The organism is Natrinema limicola JCM 13563 (assembly GCF_000337475.1).
Lineage (GTDB): Archaea > Halobacteriota > Halobacteria > Halobacteriales > Natrialbaceae > Natrinema > Natrinema limicola.
This window is the reverse complement of the sequence record NZ_AOIT01000027.1, coordinates 38,310-56,199: the sequence shown is the minus strand read 5'-3', so window position 1 is coordinate 56,199 and position 17,890 is coordinate 38,310. Positions and strand designations below refer to the sequence as shown.

Genomic DNA, 17,890 nt, shown 5'->3' with positions numbered 1-17,890 from the left:
GCTACACCGGGGTAGTATGAAAGTGGTCGTCTCTATCGGCGGAAGCGTCCTCGTGCCCGAACCCGGCGCGGACCGGGTAGCCGAGCACGCGGCCGTCATCGAAGACCTCATCGACGAGGGCTGTCGAATCGGTGCCGTCATCGGGGGTGGCGGTGTCGCTCGCGAATACATCTCTGCTGCACGGAACCTCGGGGCCAACGAGATCGAACTCGACCAACTCGGGATCGACGTCACTCGACTCAACGCCCGGCTGCTCATCGCTGCACTGAGCGAGGAGTCCGTGACCGCGCCCGCACTGGATTACGAGGAGGCAAGCGAAGCACTCCGCAGAGACGATATCTGCGTCATGGGCGGCGTCGCACCGGCCCAGACCACCGACGCCGTCGGGGCCGCACTGGCGGAGTACATCGACGCCGACCTGCTCGTCTACGCGACAAGCGTCCCCGGCGTCTACAGCACCGACCCGAACGAGGACGACGACGCGATCAAGTACGACGAACTCTCCGCGACGGAACTGGTCGACGTTATCGCCGGCCTCGAGATGAACGCCGGAGCCTCCGCGCCCGTCGACCTGCTGGCGGCAAAGATCATCGAGCGCTCGGGGATGCGGACGATCGTCCTCGACGGCACCGATCCCGACCGGATCGCACGCGCCGTTCGCCACGGAGAACACGGCGGCACCGACATCCTTCCCGACAGCGCCGGCGCGGAACCGACCTACTGGGCGAGCGACGACCAATGAGCGCCGACGGCGACACGGACGACACGCCGGAGTCGGAGGCGATCAGCCCCTACACGCTCCAGCGTGAGGAAGCCAGCGAGACGCGGCATGCCTTCTGGGCCGACACCGTTGCTGATCGTGTCGAGGAGCGAAATCCCGAGGAGCCGATCGTGATCAAGGGCGGCATCTCGCCCTCGGGCGTTCCCCACCTTGGCAACGTCAACGAGATCATGCGCGGCTACTACGTCGCTGAAGTCCTTCGCGACCGCGGCTACGAGGTCCGGCAGGTCTTCACTGCCGACGACCGCGACCCACTCCGGGGGCTGCCCCGGACCCTCTGTGACTTAGAGGGGAACCTCGTCGATCTCGGCGAGGTCGACGCCGGCGCACTCGGCCGGAACCTGGGCGCACCCTACACCGACATTCCGGACCCCTTCGGCTGCTGTGACTCCTATGGCGACCACTTCTCGACCATTATCCAGAACAGCGCCGACGCTGTCAACGTGCCGATCGAGCTGGTCTCGAACACCGAACTCTACGAGTCCGGTGACCTCGAGGACGTCACCCGCTTCGTCCTCGAGCATCAGGATCGCGCCCGCGAGGTCCTCTCGCAGTACCAGGACAAAGTCGACGAGGACTACGTTCCCTTCAACCCGATCTGCGAGGAGTGTGGCAAGATCACCGAGACGGTCACGAGCGTCGACGCCGACGCCGGAACCGTCGACTACCGCTGTACCGACATGGACGCCGGCGATCAGACGATCGACGGCTGTGGCCACGAGGGGACGGCGACGCTGCGCGAGGGCAAGTTGCCTTGGCGCTTCGAGTGGCCCGCCCAGTGGCAACTGCTCGGCGTCGATTTCGAACCCTTCGGGAAGGACCACGCCGAAGGCTCCTGGCCAAGCGGCCAAGACGTCGCCCGGAACGTCCTCGAGATCGAGCCGCCGGTGCCGATGGTCTACGAGTGGTTCACCCTCGAGGGCGAGCCCTTCTCCTCCTCTGCGGGGAACGTCATCCTCGTCTCTGACGTGCTCGAACTCTTAGAGCCCGAAGTGCTGCGCTATTTCTTCGCGAAAGACCCCTCGAAGGCCCGGGACTTCAGCATCGAACGGCTCGATCAGCTGGTCGACGAGTTCGACCGGCTCGAGGCGAGCTACTTCGGCGAGATCGACGCCGACGAGGACGAGCAGGCCTTCGCCGAGCGTGTCTATCCCTTCGTGGTCGAGGAGCCACGCGAAGCGCGCATTCGACTGCCGTACACCTTCGCCGCGGTGCTCGGGATGACCGACGATCCTGACCTGCGCGAGGAGATCGCTCGCCGCGAGGGTCACATCCCCGACGGCGCACCCGAGTGGGCCGTCGAGGGGGCCCTAAAGCGGGTCGAGCGGGCCCGCAACTGGGCGCGCCGAACCGGCAACGAGTTCGATTACGAGCTCAAGCGCAGCGAGATTCCGGCCCACGACTTCGATGCGGACACCGAAGCCGCGCTCGCAGAACTGGCCGACTTCATCGAGGAGGGCCACGAGCCCGACGAGATTCAGGGCGAGATTTACGAAGCCGCGAAGCGCAACGACGTCGATGTCGGCGACTTCTTCGGGGCTGGCTACCGGCTGTTCTTCGACGAAGACCAGGGCCCGAAACTCGGTCCCTTCCTCGCGAAAGTCGATCAGGAGTTCGTCGTCGACCGGCTCCGGCGCGAACGCTAAGCCGGTTCCGGACGACAAACCAACAATTAGCGCCGGCCGACTGACTCACAGCAGCCGGCCCAACGGGCAGTCGTCTGCACTCAAGACGTGATTCGAGGTATCGACCAGTCCCGGTTCCGAGAGAGAGATAGACAAAAGCCATTTGAGACTGCCGGCCCGACTCACTACCAATGGATCACGGTTTCCCCGCTGTCGTCTCACCCCCCGAGATCTACGGATCAGAGGTGCTGACGTGGGTTCTTGTCGGCCTCCTCCTCTACTGGGTCGCAGTCCTCAGCCTACGAAACGGCGGCTATCTGCCCGACTACATCGGTACACAGGGGCCGATTCTCACGTTCCACACTAAACGCGGCCGTGCCCTGCTCGACCGGCTCGCACAGCCCAAGCGGTTCTGGCGCGCGTGGTCGAACCTCGGCGTCGGCATCGCGATCGTCGTGATGGTGAGCATGTTCGTGTTTCTCATCCGCGCGGCGATGGTTACGCTCTCGTCGCCACAGGTGTCGTCCTCGGCGGTTCGACAGCCACGCAACGTCCTCGTCATCCCCGGCGTCAACGACTTCCTGCCGCTTGCGGCCACACCGGGCATCGTCTTCGGGCTGCTCGTCGGACTCGTCGTCCACGAGGGTGGCCACGGGCTGCTCTGTCGCGTCGAGGACATCGACATCGACTCCATGGGTGTTGCAATGCTCGCCGTCCTCCCCGTCGGCGCGTTCGTCGAACCCGATCAAGAGAGCAGCAAGGCGGCCTCCCGTGGCGGCCAGACGCGGATGTTCGCCGCCGGCGTCACGAACAACTTCGCGATCACGCTCCTTGCTTTCGCGCTCCTCTTTGGCCCCGTCGCCGGCTCGATCGCCGTCGCACCCGGCGCTGCCGTCGGCGGCGTCGCGGATAGTTCCCCCGCCGCCGACGCGGGAATCGAACCCAACGACCGCATCACGTCGATCAACGACACCGCAGTCGAGGGCAACGGCGACCTCGCGAACCAGCTCGAGGCCACCGACGGCGAACAGGTGCGTGTCGAGCTCAACGGCGAGGAGACGGTCCCGGTCGATCGTGCACTGCTCGTGACCGCAGCGACTGACGACACTCCGACAGAGCTGTCTGCTGGCGACAAGATCCGCGCGGTCGACGGGCAATCGGTCGCGACTGAACGCGGCTTCACCGACACCGTCGGTGACAACGAGCGCGTCAATCTGACGATCGAGCCCGAAAACGATGGGGACCGGGTCGAGCGCGAGGTGACGATCGGCGCTGCGGTTTCGATCGTCGAAGGCGAGCCACTCGCGTCCCAGGCCGGATCGACCGACGAGACGTTCGTCATCACCCACTTCGACGGCGAACGGGTACACGACTATGGAGCTCTCGCCGGGCTGCTCGAGGACACCGAGCCGGGCCAGGAGGTCACCGTCGAGGGCTATTTCGGCGATGAGCGTGAGACCTACACCGTCACCCTCGACGAGCATCCGCGCACCGACAGCGGCTTCCTCGGCATTCAGCCCCAGCCGGGAACGTCCGGCATCTCGATGAGCGACATCGGCGTCCAGCTCTACCCCGCAGGCGAGTATCTCGGCCTGCTCGGTGGCGACAGCGAGACGCGGTTCGGCCCGGTTGCAGACACCTTCCTCGGCAAGATCGGGGTGGCACTGCTGTTGCCGGTGATCGGCGTCAGCGGCGTGCTTCCGTTCAACTTCGCCGGCTTCACTGGCGGGATTCAGAACTTCTACGAGGTCCAGGGGGCACTCGGCGCGTTCGGCGACGGGGGCATCTTCCTGCTGGCGAACCTGTTGTTCTGGACCGGCTGGATCAACGTCCAGCTCGGCTTTTTCAACTGCATCCCGGCGTTCCCGCTCGACGGCGGGCACATCCTCCGAACGAGCACTGAAGCGATCGTCTCGCGGCTCCCGATCAACGCCACCCGTGGCATGGTCCGCGTTGTGACGACCACGATCGGCGTGACGATGCTCGTCAGCTTCCTCATGTTGCTGTTCGGGCCGCAACTGCTCGCGGGCTGAACCCGGAGCTGGCCCGGTCAGCCGACGAAACAGCTTCTAACGCACCGTGTACGCAACCGCTCACAGACAGGAGTATCATCACACGATATTGGGGAGAAACCCGGCCCTTCTTAGCGTCGCCGTCCTAACCCGCGTCTATGGAACGACGGCAACCACCACAGACCGAAGAAGGCTGGTACGTTCTCCACGACTTCCGGTCGGTCGACTGGGACGCTTGGCGAGACGCGCCCGAGCGACGGCGCGAACGGGCGATCGACGAGGGAATGGAATACCTCACGTCCTGTGAGCGCGTCGACGACGCCGACGAGGGCGAGTCGGCGACGTTCGCAGTGCTCGGCCACAAGGCCGACCTGCTCGTCTTGCACCTGCGGCCGACGCTCGCCGACATCGACACGCTCGAGCGCCGGTTCGAACACACCGCCCTCGCCGAGTTCACCGAGCGGGCCGACTCCTACGTCTCGGTGACAGAAGTCTCCGGGTATATGTCTCAGGACTACTTCGAGGAGGGCGAAACCGCCGATACCGGGATCGCAAACTACATCGAGTCCCGGCTCAAGCCAGCGCTGCCGGACAGCGACTTCCTCTGTTTCTACCCGATGGACAAGCGCCGCGGGCCCGACCACAACTGGTACGAGCTCCCCTTCGACGAGCGCGCGGACTACCTCTCGAATCACGGCGAAATCGGCAAGGACTACGCCGGTCGTGTCACCCAGATCATCGCCGGCAGCATCGGCTTCGACGACTTCGAGTGGGGCATCACCCTCTTTGGCGACGACCCCACCGACGTCAAGGAACTGCTCTACGAGATGCGATTCGACCCCTCGAGTTCCCGCTTTGCCGAGTTCGGACAGTTCTTCTCGGCCCGCCGGATGGATCCCACCGATCTGGATGCCTATCTCGCGGGCGAGCCGGTGCCACAGGAAGACGATGCACACGGCGGCCACCCCCATGCGAGCGGCGATACCGAGGGCCACCACGGCGGCGAGTCGAGCGGCCACCATGGCGGCTCCGGCGGCCCACACGGCGACGACGAGGACGTCCGCAGCGAACTCGAGGAGCAGGGTGTCTATGCGGGCCAGCCACACGGCGAGGACATCCACGCGGTCGTGCTCTACTCCGAGGCCGACGCCAACGAGCTCTTCGAAGAAGTCGACGGGCTGCGCCAGAACTTCGACCACTACGACACGCACGTAAAGACGGCTGTCTACGAGCCTCGAGACGACGGCGCGGAGACCGCAGTCGTCAGCCTCTGGGAGACCGATCGCGCCGCGAACACGGCCGCCGGCTTCCTTGCGGATCTCCCTGATATCGTCCGGCAGGCGGGCGACGATGAGGACGACTCGTGGGATACGATGGGCATGTTCTACACGGTCAAGCCGGAGCATCGCAGCGACTTCACCAGCGTGTTCGATGACGCCGCCGACATGCTCGCGGACATGGACGGCCACCGAAAGACCGACCTGCTCGTCAATCGCGAGGACGAAAACGATATGTTCATCGCCAGCCGCTGGGACTCCCGCGAGGACGCCATGGAGTTCTTCCGCAGCGACGCCTTCTCAGAGACCGTCGAGTTCGGTCGCGACATCCTCGTTGATCGGCCGCGACACGTCTTCCTCGCCTAAGAACTGGGCGCTTTTTTCTGGCTGACTCGAGGCCGAGACTCGATCTTAGATTCTGCCAGCGTCCGACGACTCGTCGTAGAAAAAGTACGCGGCAACCCCGGCTAACCCGAACGTAAGCGCCACGAACGGCCACTTACCGGCCTCGGTCTCTGTCAGGCGCGCGTGGCCGGTCACGAACATCGCGAGCCCGACGTGGGCGACGAGCGTTGCAACGACAAACGCCTGTGGGTCCATGACTCGAGGGTTCGACGCAGCGATAAAAGCCGTTACGAAGCGGGCTCATACAACTCTGCACAAGAGATTGGTTTCAGACAGAGAAGAACGAATCAACTGGTCAGTGTCTCTGTTTACGTATCAGGTAAGGGTGAATGCTTTACCCCTCTTGAATCAAAATATCTTGTTGAAGTGTCGGCTCATACCAAACGTCTGCTTTTAATGCAATTTTCCCTAACTCACCGGTTGAAGCTGGCCATGGAAACCTTCGTTCATCGGCTGAATCTATTTTGAGATAGATACGGGATGGTGTGTCCTCTACTGGAACGTTTTCGTTGGCTGTCTCGCCTTCCATCTCAAATGTCTCTTCTTGGAAATACCCCTCCACGTCATTTCCAATTCGAATTCTGAACGAATGAGGGTCCTGTGAGCCATTATATAGTCCAAACTCGTAGTTCCGATCCCGGTCACTGGATATCCTACTTGAACAGCCCGCAGAGAAAACTGTAAGGGAAGTCCCTATCGCAGCAAGAACCGAACGTCTTTTCATATTTTTATTCACACACGGCATAGTTAAATGCTTTAGGCTGCGGTACGACTTCCAGTAACTGGTACATGCATTCCCTGTCGTGACCGAGTCGGAAGTCCCGAACACTGGCGCATGTAAACCGTTATCTGACAGCCTCACCGTTACGAAGGTAATTGGGGCCACACCGAATACAGCGGACTGTGGCCGGAAGGATGGCTCGAGCAACGCGAGAGCCGTCCGACTCGGGGAAGGGCAGGCAGATACCAGATACCGACCGCGAGTGAGCGAAGCGAACGAGCGGGCCGACGACCGACCCAACGGGGAGGGAGGAATGTTATTGATCAACCCTAAGCGGGAGCGAAGCTCCCGCGAGGTCCGAGAGAGCTTCGCTCTCTCGAGATTTTACCGAGGGACGTCGCGAGCGAGCGCGTAGCGCCTCGCTCGCGACAAACCGCAGCGTAAAAGGTTGTTAGAAGTCGTGATCCGGGTCGTCTTCGACTGTCCGTTTCATCGAGTCACGGCGGGACTTGGCGTCACGGCCGGTCGCCTCGAGCAAGAAGTCGTTTTTGGCGTCGACGGCATCCGCGGCGGCCTCGAGTTCATCGGGGTCGAGTTCGGTGGGGTCGCGTTCGTGGAACTCGACGCCGAGTTTGTCCTTCTTGCCGGAGTATTCGACGGCACCGACGACGATCTTCTCGAAGACGGGGTTGTCAGGCTCCTCGATGCAAAAGAGCTCGCTGCCCTTGTACTCCTGAGTGCCCGTGATCGGACCGAAGTAGTCCTCGACGGTCGACTCCAGATCCGGAATTCGCTCCTCGAGATATTCACCGCGGCGCATCTTGTACTCCTTCATGGGTTGGGAGAAACACGGCGGAGCGTTTACCTCTTTTCATAGCCGACGTTTCGGTCTCCTGATCGGTCACCGCTACTGAACGCGCTCGTCAGGCTACGAAGGTACGGATTCGACCACTGGCCGGGAGGGTCGTCGATCGATCGACCGACCAGCAGCAGTGTAAGTGAACGGACGACCACAACCAGAGGGAGACGGCTACTGATGCTCGCGTTCGCTGAGATAGCCTTTGCGACAGTCAGGACAGATGTCGCCGGCGCGCAGCGAGGCGCGGTCGCCGCTGGCGACGTAGTCACATCGTGGACAGTAGAACTCGGTCGGAACGTCGTCTGCGGTGCCGTTGTCGCGTTCGGTCGGCGTCGGAACCGAGTCGGCCCACTCGATACCGCTTGCCGACTCGGACGAGGCGTCGTCGGTCGCGTCGGTCGCGCTGTCGGTCGCGTCGGTCGGGGGCGCTGCGGTCACCGACCGAGCGTCGTTTCTGGCATCTGCTGGTACGTCGTTGTCGATCACGACCGCGTCGTCGTCGGTTGGGGTCGGATCGGATGCCACGTCTTCGGTGTCGGTCCCAGTGTCGGTATCATCATCGGGCCACGCCGTCGGGGCGGAGTCGGCACCGACCGGTGGACCGACGTCGCTCGAGTCGGGCCACTCACCGTGTTCGCGGTCCCGTTCAGGGGCAAGATCGTCGTCCTCGAGGATCTCGCCGTCATCGACGACGGGATCGCCGTTTTCGTCGGTCGGGAGATCGATGTCGTCGGTGGCTGTGGTCTCCGCGGAGGCGGTCTCCGTGTCCGAGTCAGTGGGTGTGCTTTCAGCGGTCGACTCGGTGGTGTTGTCGTCGATAAATTCGGCATCAGTCTCGGAACTGGATTCACCAGCGTCGATGAACTCGGCATCCGTTTCGGTGACGGGTTCGTCAGCGTCAACGAACGCAGCGTCCCCTCCGGAATCGGGTTCGTCGGCGTCGATGAACTCGGCATCCGTTTCGGTGACGGGTTCGTCAGTATCGATGACCGCGGCGTCCGTTTCGGACGTGAGTTCGTCAGTAGCGTCTGGCTCGAGGGGCGGTTCAGTCGGGTCGGGATCGTGATCGTTGGGGAGTGAGTCGGCATCTGTTCCGGCGGCGAGGCTGGTCACCTCAGTGTTCTCGCTGATGACGTTGCGCTCGCCACAGCGGGAACACTCTTCGAATTCCTGGACGGTGACGACGACCTCACTGCCCCGTTCTTCGCGCTCGTGTTCGACCTCGGTGTCGCCGAAGTCGTGTCCGAGCAGCGAACATCGCAGGACCATTGTCCAATCGTACCGATCCAGTCCATAAAAAACGTACTGCCTGTATGTCTGCTATTCGTGAAAGTAATTCGAACTGTCTCGCGGTTCTATCCTGTCGAACAGAGAAACGGTGTCCGTTTGTGGTCCGATCCCGAGGCTGTGACCGAGTCTCGTGAATCGAGCCGATAGCCACGTCGTCAGAACGACAAACGTCAAATCCCGGGTCGTCGAATGGGAGCATGGATGAGAGCAAAGCGGGAGTACCGGAACCGAGAGGGGACGGAGGTGGCGATACTCGATGCCTTGGTCGATCGCGCCGATGACGGCATGACCGTCTTCGAACTCCGGGCGGCCGTCGAGGTTGACATCGACGAACTCGAGCAAGCCCTGTCGATGCTCAAAGAAGACGATCTGATCGTCGTCGAGTCGAACTCAGAGACGGTGATCAAGCCCGCTGACCGCGTCGTCCCCGACGAGCCGGCCGACGAGGACGACGACCAGTCGATCGGGGAGTGGCTGCGCGACCGGATGCCTTTTTGAATCGAAACGCCTGATACGCGCAGCGCCCAGAGGGTATCCATGAGCGTCATCGAGTCCATCCACGAAGATCTCGGGGCCACATTCGGCGAGCGCGCAGACCGACGGATCGTCGAACACTACGGGCGACCGGAGCGCACGCATCGGGCAGTTCGCAACGGCGTCGGCTTACTCGAGTTAGCTTACGGCGTACTCGTCGTCGAAGGTGACGACCGTCTCGAGTACGTCGACAACGTGGTGTCGAACCGCGTCCCAGCGGAAGACGGACAGGGGTGTTACGCGCTCGTGCTCGATCCACAGGGCGGGATCGAGGTCGAACTCTATATCTACAACGCGGGCGAGCGACTCCTCCTGTTTACCCAGCCCGAGACTGCCGAGGGGCTGGCCGAGGAGTGGTCCGAGAAGGTGTTCATCCAGGACGTCGAGATTCGCGTCGCGACCGACGAGTACGCGATTTTCGGGATTCACGGCCCACAGGCCACTGAAAAGATCGCGAGTGTCCTCAACGGTGCCGGTTCGCCCGAGCAGCGCTACTCGTTCGTCCGCGGGACGATGGGCGACGAGGGCGTCACCGTCATCCGCACCGACGCGCTCACCGGCGAGGAGAGCTACGAGGTGATCTGTGCCGCTGCCGACGCCGCGGCCGTCTACGACACGCTGCTCAATCAGGGACTGAATGCCGCCCCCTTCGGCTACCGAACCTTCGAGAGCCTGGCGCTCGAGGCCGGCTCGCCGCTCTTTCACACCGAACTCGAGGGAACGCTCCCGAACGTCCTCGGCCTGCAAAGCGCCTTGGACTTCGAGAAGGGCTGTTACGTCGGTCAAGAAGTCGTCTCCCGCGTCGAGAACCGCGGCCAGCCCAGCCGCCAACTCGTCGGGCTGACCCTCGAGGGCGAAGCCGTGCCCGAATCGGATGCGGCCATCTTCGACGGTGACGCGTCGGTTGGCGAAGTCACCCGCGCGGGCGAGAGTCCGATGTGCGAGGCGGTCCTTGCGCTCGCGCTCGTCGACTACGGCCTCGAGAGCGACGAGTTGACGGTCCGGATCGGCGGCGACGAAGTGGCTGCAACCCGCACGGAACTGCCGTTCGTTGAGGGGTCGGATCAGTCGGATCGGCTGCCAGTGTATGAGTAATCGAGTGGGACGGAACTGACCCGCGTTCGGAACCACTGTTATATAGGCCGCACTCGAGTGACAAGCCATGGCAGGAGACGTCCGCGAGCGCGACCTTCTCGAGCGGGCACCGAACGATCGGATTCAGGTGCTCGATGCCGATGGGACCGTCGTCGCACCCGAACTGGAACCGGAGCTCGAGCCGGAGACGTTACGCTCGATGTACCGGGATATGCGGTTTTCTCGCCGGTTCGACGAGCGGATGATCAGCCTCCAGCGGCAGGGTCGGCTGGGAACGTACTCCTCGCTGGCCGGCCAGGAGGGTTCTCAGATCGGCTCGACGTACGCACTGGCCGACGAAGATACGCTCTCCTTTCAGTACCGCGAACACGGTGCGCTTGCGGCGCGGGGAATGCCGTGGGAGTATCTGCTCTACTGGATGGGCCACGAGGACGGCAACGCTGCGCTGGCCGAAATCGATGTCTTCCCGCTCAATATCTCGATCGCCGGCCATCTGCCTCACATAGTGGGCTGGTCGTGGGCGGCGAAACTAGACGGCGACGAGCGCATCGGCATCGCCCACTTCGGCGACGGGTCGACATCGGAGGGAGACTTCCACGAGGCGATGAATTTTGCTGGGGTGTTCGACACCCCGACAGTCTTCATCTGTAACAACAACCAGTGGGCCATTTCGATCCCGCGCGAAGCGCAAACCGCGAGCGCAACCATCGCCCAGAAGGCCCACGCCTACGGCTTTGCTGGCGTCCAGGTCGATGGCATGGACCCACTCGCGACCTACGCCGTGACGAAAGCGGCACGGGAAAAGGCCCTCGAGCCTGACGGTGGCCGGTTGCGCCCGACGCTGATCGAGGCGGTCCAGTACCGCTACGGTGCCCATACGACGGCGGACGACCCCAGCGTCTACCGGGATGACGAGGAGGTCCAACGATGGCGCGAGCGGGATCCGATCGACCGGTTCGAGGCGTACCTGCGGAATGAAGGCGTTATCGACGACGATCGGATCGACACGATCGAGTCAGAGATCGAGGAGACGCTGGCGACGCTGGTCGACCGCGCCGAGGGCGTCGATGGGGATCCCAGCGAGCTGTTCGAGTACACCTACGCAGAGCCGACGCCGCGACTCGAGGCCCAACGCGAGTCTCTCGAGACGTTGCGTGAAACCCACGGCGACGACGCACTACTCGAGGACGAGTAAACTCACAATCAGTCGGATAAAGCCCGCAATAGGACAGGCAAACGGCTACCCGGTCACCGCATCGAGATGCGGTCGAGATGCAACTCGAGCAGTCGTCTCGGGAGACGACAGCGGCCTGGAGCGGCACGGTGCCGAGCGCAGTCGACGTGCGGGTGCTCGGCCTGGTCGTCGTGACGGCGGGCCTTGCAGCGTCGATCAACGTCCCCTACGGCGGCCTGCCGATGGCAGCCGTCGCGTTCGCGCTGTTAGCGAGTGGCGGCGGCGCTCTCCACCTGCTCGGTGAACGGAAGCTCCGCAGACTCACTGACGATCTCGTCGAGCGGTGGGTTGCTGCGGGCGGCAAGATCGACGGTGTCACTCGCTCGTCGAACGGGATGGAGACAGCGTGGCACGTCCACACGCCCGACGGCGAGATCGTCATCGGTGGGGTCGCACTGGTGCCGATCACCCGGCTGTCCATCGAGTGGCAGGGCATCGGCGACACGATGGACGCCAGCGAGGCCGAAGCGAACATCGATCACCTCGCCGAGAGCCTCTACCGTGAGATCTTCGAGCTCGGCTCGGCGACCCAGCAAGCCTGAAGCGAATTACTCGAACAGTTCCTCGTGGCGCTTGGCCAGATCGGTGTACTCGCCCGACGAGTACTCCTCAAGGATGGCCTCGGCGTCGATCCCCGTTTTCTCGAGTGGCGTAATCTCTGCTGGCACGCCACGGACGAACGACTCCGGCGGAATATCATAGCCGTCTGGGACGACGGTGCCTGCGGCGACGATGCTGCCGCTGCCGATCGTGACGTCGGAGTTAGTCGTCGCGTTGAACCCGACCAGCGCCCGGTCCTCGACGGTCGTCTCGTTGAGGATAGCTCCGTGGCCCACCATGACCTGATCCCCGAGCTGTGAGGCGTGAATCGTCGCGTTGTCCCCGACGTGCGTTGCCTGTCCGATGCGGACGGGACCGACGTCACCGCGAAGCACGACGCCGGGCCAGATGCTCGCGTCGGCTCCGATGTCGACGTCGCCCACGAGCGTCGCTTCTCGGCTTACCCGTGCTGTCTTGTCGATCGTCGGTTGGGTCCCCTCGAACGCGTAGGTTCGCCTGTCGACCATATCCACACCGTCAACGATCGAACGTATAATTCTGCAGTCTGGAAGCCATGACAGTCTTGCGTTGGTTGGACTCGTCGGGACCGACACGGCGAGTTCGACCGGATGTGCCACTGCCGTCTCTCGAGTCGGCTGAAGCCCACTGCGCACAGCCCGGCGGATACCGGTTGGATCATTGATCGCCCTCGAGCTTTCCGGTGTGGACCTCACTGCCATCCGAAACCGATCTGGCCGGTTGCGCTGCCCACTCGGGAGTCCGGATCTCGTCGTCCCGATCGGGATCGCGAAATCGGACGTGGATGGAGTCGTCTTCCGTTTCGACAGTGTTGCTGTCAGGAGTGTCAGCCATACCCGAGGGTCCGACGCCGACGCGTCTAAGGGCCGGGCTTGAATCTGCCTCCTCGGATTCGATCGACGCGAAAACGTCTCCGACCCCATCCCGGCAGCGGTCGGCCATCATCATCGCCACCGCGAGGCCACGATCGGGGATACTCGTGTCGTGAGCCTCGCGCCAATCTGGGACCGCTACGACACACTCGAGTCCGAAACGCTGGCACTGGAAGGTCATGACCACGATCGAGTAGCGACTGATTGCCCGCGATACAAAAGAAAAAACGGACCTATGGGGCAGCAGAAGCCGGGTTAGAAGGTCTCGAGGTAGCGGTCGAGTTCCCACTCGGAGACGTCGATGAGGTACTCCTCGAACTCCTGGCGTTTGGCCTCGATGAACTTGGAGGCGACGTGGTCGCCGAGGGCGTTGTACATCGCTTCGTCTTCCTCTAAGGCGTCGACAGCCTCGCCGAGGTTCGCCGGCAGCGTGTCGATGCCGTACTCTTCGCGTTTTGCCTCGTCGAAGTCGTAGATGTTCTCGCGAACCGGGTCGGGACACTCGAGGCCCTGCTCGATACCGTCGAGACCGGCGTGGATCATGACCGCAAGCGCGAGGTAGGGGTTACACGATGGGTCCGGCGAGCGCAGTTCGATGCGCGACGCTGCGGGCGTGCGTGCGGCAGGTCGGCGGATCAGCGCCGAGCGGTTGCGGTCGGACCACGCGACGTAGACGGGAGCTTCGTAGCCCGGCACCAGTCGCTTGTAGCTGTTGACGGTGGGGTTTGCGATCGCCGTGATCGCGGGTGCGTGCTCTAAGATCCCGGCGGTGAAGGCGTGGGCCTCCTCGCTCAGGTTGAACTCGTCGTCGTCGTCGTGGAAGGCGTTCTCGCCGTCCTCGGTGAACAGCGAAAGGTGAGTGTGCATCCCCGAACCGTTGATCTTCGGGATCGGTTTGGGCATGAACGTCGCGTGCAGGTCGTGCTGGGCGGCGATCGCACGGACGACGGTGCGGAAGGTGCCGACGTTGTCGGCCGTCGTCAGGGCGTCATCGTAGGTGAAGTTGATCTCGTGTTGGCCTTCGGCGACCTCGTGGTGGCTGGCTTCGACTTCGAAGCCCATGCTCTCGAGGCCGTAGATGATGTCGCGGCGGACGTCGGAGGCGAGGTCTTTCGGTGCGAGGTCGAAGTAGCCGCCGGCGTCGTTGGTCTTGGTGGTCGCACGGCCCTCCTCGTCTTCCTCGAAGAGGAAGAACTCCGGTTCGGGCGCGGCGTTGACCGTATAGCCCATCTCGTTGGCACGCTCGAGGGCGTTCTTGAGGACGCGACGCGGGTCACCCTCGAACGGTTCGCCGGTATAGGTGTCGTAGACGTCACAGATCATTCGGGCGGCAGCGCTGCCCTCTTTCTTGCGCCACGGCAGAATCGCAAACGTCTCCGGGTCGGGCTTGAGCCGCATGTCCGATTCCTGAATGCGCACGAAGCCTTCGATAGAAGAACCGTCGAAATAGATCCCCTCTTCAAAGGCCTTCTCGGCCTGACGGGCTGGGACGGAGACGTTCTTGACCGTTCCGAGAATGTCGGTAAACTGCAGTCGGAGGAAGTCAACGTCTTTCTCCTCGATTTCGTCCAGCACCGCCTGTTCTGTGTCTGTGAGGTTTCCGCTTGTCATCTTTCTCGTCGTCGTATTCTCGTAACCCGCTTACTAAAACACTACTGTTCTGAGCAAATCTTCTCTCTCCCGCCCCAAACTGCATATTCGTAAAGTTCTAAAGGCTTCAATGAGTGAGTCGATGTGATGACGTACGAAAATCTCGATGCAAAACTAGTGAATGCACTTCTCGGCGACGGTCGGGCGAGCCTGCGCAGCCTCGCCGAGGATCTCGACGTCTCCGTGACGACCGTCTCGAATCACCTCTCCGATCTCGAGGAAGAAGGTGTTATCGAGGGCTATACCCCCCGCGTCGATTACGACGCGGTTGGCTACGACGTAACCGCCGTCATCCAGTTGCAAGTCGAGGGGAATGCCCTGCCCGACGTCACCGACACGCTACGCGACCACCGCCAGATGACCAGCGTCTACGAGGTCACTGGCGACTACGACGTGATCGCCATCGGCAAGTTCGAAAACACCGACGGCATGAACGATCAGATCAAAGAGTTGCTGACCGACCCCGATATCAAAGCCTCGAACACCAGCGTCGTTCTCAACGCTGTCTCCGAGAACGAGCAGTTCGAACTCGAGGTCGACGAGGAAGCGTAAACAGACGGTCCTTTTCGAATACTCCGACTGCAAGCAGTGGCAACACTACGGCGCTCCTCGCGAGCGAACAAAAGCAGATGTCTGCAGTGAACGCTGTCCGAGCAACTGTCGGCGAGCGAGCGGTTCGAAGAACCCGAGTGACGCCGTTCACCGAGCGCGGGCGTGAACGGGCAAAGCCCGTGAGCGTACGGCGCTCGGGCCGACGAGCGACCAAGGCGCGGCGCTTCGCGCCGCGGGATGGCGAACGGCGATAGCCGTGAGCCCGGGAGCGAGGAGTGATTTTATACTAAATTTTGCCGAGGGCCGCCTTCGGCGGCCCGTGGTTCGAAAGGCGCTTCGCGCCTTTCGTCATCACGAGAGAGCGAAGCTCTCTCGAACGACAGAGCAAAATTTAGGTTTAGCTCGCGGGTCACTCCGTTCCCCGCTCGCTTTCAGCGGTTCTCACTCACTGCGTTCGTTCCGAACCGCTCTTACATCATGCCGCCCATGCCGCCACCCATGCCGCCCATGCCGCCGGCACCGGGTGCGCCTTCCTCGTCGTCGCCCTTGTCAGTCGACAGGTCGCCGGCGGAGATGATGTCGTCGATTTTGAGCACGAGGTTGGCCGCTTCGGCAGCGGAGGTGACGGCCTGCTCTTTGGCGTGGGCCGGTTCGACGACGCCGGACTCGAAGGTGTCCTCGACGTCGCCCGTGAAGACGTTCAGGCCGGCTTCGACGTCGCCGTCGTCGTGGGCCGCACGCAGGTCGACCAGCGTGTCGATCGAGTCGAGGCCCGCGTTCTCAGCGAGCACGCGCGGGACGAGCTCGAGCGAGTCGGCAAAGGCCTCGACGGCGAGTTGCTCGCGACCGGAGACGGAGTCAGCGTAGTCACGGAGTCGCGAGGCGAGTTCGACCTCGATGGCACCGCCGCCCGCGAGGACGCGGCCGTCGGAGACAGTCTGGGCGACGACGTCGAGTGCGTCGTTGACGCCGCGCTCGAGTTCGTCGACGACATGCTCGGTCGAGCCACGCAGCAGGAGGGTGACGCCGTGGGCGTCCTCGCCCTCGACGTAGAAGAGTTCGTCCTCGTCGTCGCGGGTCACGTCACCGAAGCCGAGGTCGTCCTCCTCGGCGCTCTCGAGGTCGGAGACGATGTTCGCGCTGACGATTTCCTTGAGGAACTCGAGGTCGGACTTCTTGGCGCGGCGGACTGCGAGGATGCCTTCCTTGGCGAGGTAGTGCTGGGCGAGGTCGTCGATGCCCTTCTGGCAGAAGACGACGTCAGCACCGAGGTCGGCGATCGTGTCGACCTTCTCCTGAAGCTGTTTCTCCTCGCGGTCTAAGAACTGCTGGAGCTGGTCGGGGTCCGTAACGGAAACCTCGGTGTCGATGTCGGTTTCTTCGACTTCGATGGCCTCGTTGAGCAGCAGGATGTCGGCGTCTTCGGCCGACGTGGGCATGTTGTCGTGGACAGGGTCTTTGTCCACGATGCCGCCCTCGAGCAGGTCGGACTCGCCGGCGCTGCGGCCGGTCTGGGTCTCGATGTTTAAGAACTCGAGGTCGACGACGTTCTCGCCGTCTTCGTTCTCGACGGTGACCTGGCGGACGGCCTCGACGATGAGTTCGGCGAGATACTCCTTGTTGACCTCGGTGCCCTTGCCGGTCATCGAGGTTTCAGCGGTCTTGCGGAGGACCTCCTCGTCGCTGGTGTCGATGTCGGTCGCGATGTCGTCGATCTCCTCACGGGCCTGCTCGCTGGCGAGGTGGAAGCCCTTGATGATCGCCGTCGGGTGGATGTCCTGCTCGAGGAGGTCCTCGGCGTTCTTGAGGAGTTCACCGGCGATCGCGACGGCCGTCGTGGTGCCGTCGCCGGCTTCGTCTTCCTGCGTTTCGGCGACTTCGATGATCATCTCGGCCGTCGGGTTGTCGATGTCCATCTCCTTGAGGATGGTGACGCCGTCGTTGGTGATCGTCACCGATCCCATGGAGTCGACGAGCATCTTGTCCATCCCTTTCGGGCCGAGTGTCGAACGGACTGCTTCAGCGACCGCACGGGCGGCGCTGATGTTGTAATCCTGCGCGTCCTTGTCCTTGACGCGCTGGGAGTCCTCGCTCATTACGATCATCGGCTGACCCTGCTGCATTCGCTGACTCATAGTCGGTCGAGTGATTGATTGTGATTCTATATAAATATTTCCCTATTCTCTCACACTCCGATCGCAGCCTGTGCGGTCGTTGATCGAGGAAAACCGTGGCAGTGCGGGACGATGTCGACGGTTTCGCTCGGCTGAAGTCGGTCGTTACTCGTTCCCAATCGGTCAGTGACAGAGTGTTTTTATTAGGTCACTCGAGCGCCAGCTACGACGCTGGCGGTTCCGTCAGCACCAGGACCAATCACAACTCGAATCCGAGTCAATACAACGGA

The 17,890-nt window shown here is 62.8% G+C and carries 17 protein-coding genes; 9 read left to right on the top strand and 8 right to left on the bottom strand.

Going from position 1 to position 17,890, the window contains the following annotated elements; translation table 11 throughout:
• The first annotated feature begins 16 nt into the window (after nt 1-16).
• The 4 genes from pyrH to C476_RS05895 all read left to right on the top strand — a co-directional run bounded on the left by pyrH (nt 17) and on the right by C476_RS05895 (nt 6,061).
• A complete protein-coding gene (gene pyrH / locus C476_RS05910; RefSeq protein ID WP_008010843.1) occupies nt 17-742 on the top strand; it encodes a UMP kinase in 726 nt (241 codons plus the stop codon).
• Nucleotides 739-2,427 carry a lysine--tRNA ligase gene (lysS, locus tag C476_RS05905; protein ID WP_008010842.1) on the top strand — a complete coding sequence of 563 codons (1,689 nt, stop codon included), beginning with the start codon at nt 739-741 and terminating at the stop codon, nt 2,425-2,427. The genes pyrH and lysS overlap by 4 nt, the downstream gene beginning before the upstream one ends.
• 170 nt (nt 2,428-2,597) lie before the next feature.
• Entirely contained in the window at nt 2,598-4,439 is a 1,842-nt protein-coding gene (locus C476_RS05900) for a site-2 protease family protein (protein ID WP_008010841.1), read from the top strand.
• A gap of 137 nt (nt 4,440-4,576) precedes the next feature.
• Complete coding sequence (locus C476_RS05895; RefSeq protein ID WP_008010840.1) at nt 4,577-6,061, top strand: heme-binding protein; 1,485 nt, start codon at nt 4,577-4,579, stop codon at nt 6,059-6,061.
• 45 nt (nt 6,062-6,106) lie between these two features.
• Here the strand turns inward: C476_RS05895 and C476_RS05890 are convergent, their stop codons facing one another.
• The 4 genes from C476_RS05890 to C476_RS05880 all read right to left on the bottom strand — a co-directional run bounded on the left by C476_RS05890 (nt 6,107) and on the right by C476_RS05880 (nt 8,949).
• Nucleotides 6,107-6,295: a hypothetical protein gene (locus C476_RS05890; protein WP_008010839.1), complete on the bottom strand. Its 189-nt coding sequence runs from the start codon at nt 6,293-6,295 to the stop codon at nt 6,107-6,109.
• Nucleotides 6,296-6,434: 139 nt separating this feature from the next.
• A complete protein-coding gene (locus C476_RS18310; protein ID WP_152418181.1) occupies nt 6,435-6,824 on the bottom strand; it encodes a hypothetical protein in 390 nt (129 codons plus the stop codon).
• A 448-nt stretch (nt 6,825-7,272) separates the two neighbouring features.
• Entirely contained in the window at nt 7,273-7,656 is a 384-nt protein-coding gene (locus C476_RS05885; protein WP_008010837.1) for a DUF5611 family protein, read from the bottom strand.
• A gap of 195 nt (nt 7,657-7,851) precedes the next feature.
• Nucleotides 7,852-8,949: a DUF7093 family protein gene (locus C476_RS05880; protein ID WP_008010835.1), complete on the bottom strand. Its 1,098-nt coding sequence runs from the start codon at nt 8,947-8,949 to the stop codon at nt 7,852-7,854.
• Nucleotides 8,950-9,171: 222 nt separating this feature from the next.
• On the opposite strand from C476_RS05880, the gene C476_RS05875 reads away from it, so the two are divergent.
• From C476_RS05875 to C476_RS05860, 4 genes are all read left to right on the top strand, one after another.
• The gene (locus C476_RS05875; RefSeq protein ID WP_008010834.1) at nt 9,172-9,468 is read left to right on the top strand and encodes a DUF6432 family protein; all 297 of its coding nucleotides are present in this window, start codon (nt 9,172-9,174) and stop codon (nt 9,466-9,468) included.
• Between the two features lie 39 nt (nt 9,469-9,507).
• Nucleotides 9,508-10,599 (top strand): CAF17-like 4Fe-4S cluster assembly/insertion protein YgfZ, encoded by a 1,092-nt coding sequence (gene ygfZ, locus C476_RS05870; protein WP_008010832.1) that lies wholly within the window; start codon nt 9,508-9,510, stop codon nt 10,597-10,599.
• 67 nt (nt 10,600-10,666) lie between these two features.
• Nucleotides 10,667-11,794, top strand: coding sequence for a pyruvate dehydrogenase (acetyl-transferring) E1 component subunit alpha (gene pdhA / locus C476_RS05865; protein WP_008010830.1), 1,128 nt, complete (start codon nt 10,667-10,669; stop codon nt 11,792-11,794).
• 77 nt (nt 11,795-11,871) lie between these two features.
• Nucleotides 11,872-12,375, top strand: a complete 504-nt coding sequence (locus C476_RS05860) for a hypothetical protein (RefSeq protein WP_008010828.1) — start codon at nt 11,872-11,874, stop codon at nt 12,373-12,375.
• A gap of 6 nt (nt 12,376-12,381) precedes the next feature.
• Here the strand turns inward: C476_RS05860 and C476_RS05855 are convergent, their stop codons facing one another.
• From C476_RS05855 to glnA, 3 genes are all read right to left on the bottom strand, one after another.
• Nucleotides 12,382-12,900: a gamma carbonic anhydrase family protein gene (locus C476_RS05855; RefSeq protein WP_008010825.1), complete on the bottom strand. Its 519-nt coding sequence runs from the start codon at nt 12,898-12,900 to the stop codon at nt 12,382-12,384.
• A gap of 169 nt (nt 12,901-13,069) precedes the next feature.
• Nucleotides 13,070-13,246 carry a hypothetical protein gene (locus tag C476_RS18675; RefSeq protein ID WP_160162891.1) on the bottom strand — a complete coding sequence of 59 codons (177 nt, stop codon included), beginning with the start codon at nt 13,244-13,246 and terminating at the stop codon, nt 13,070-13,072.
• 293 nt (nt 13,247-13,539) lie between these two features.
• Complete coding sequence (gene glnA, locus C476_RS05845; RefSeq protein WP_008010821.1) at nt 13,540-14,895, bottom strand: type I glutamate--ammonia ligase; 1,356 nt, start codon at nt 14,893-14,895, stop codon at nt 13,540-13,542.
• Nucleotides 14,896-15,021: 126 nt separating this feature from the next.
• Between glnA and lrp the strand changes: the two genes are divergently transcribed.
• Nucleotides 15,022-15,486, top strand: coding sequence for an HTH-type transcriptional regulator Lrp (gene lrp, locus C476_RS05840; protein WP_008010819.1), 465 nt, complete (start codon nt 15,022-15,024; stop codon nt 15,484-15,486).
• A 470-nt stretch (nt 15,487-15,956) separates the two neighbouring features.
• Here the strand turns inward: lrp and thsB are convergent, their stop codons facing one another.
• A complete protein-coding gene (gene thsB / locus C476_RS05835; protein WP_083857029.1) occupies nt 15,957-17,621 on the bottom strand; it encodes a thermosome subunit beta in 1,665 nt (554 codons plus the stop codon).
• Nucleotides 17,622-17,890 lie beyond the last annotated feature (269 nt).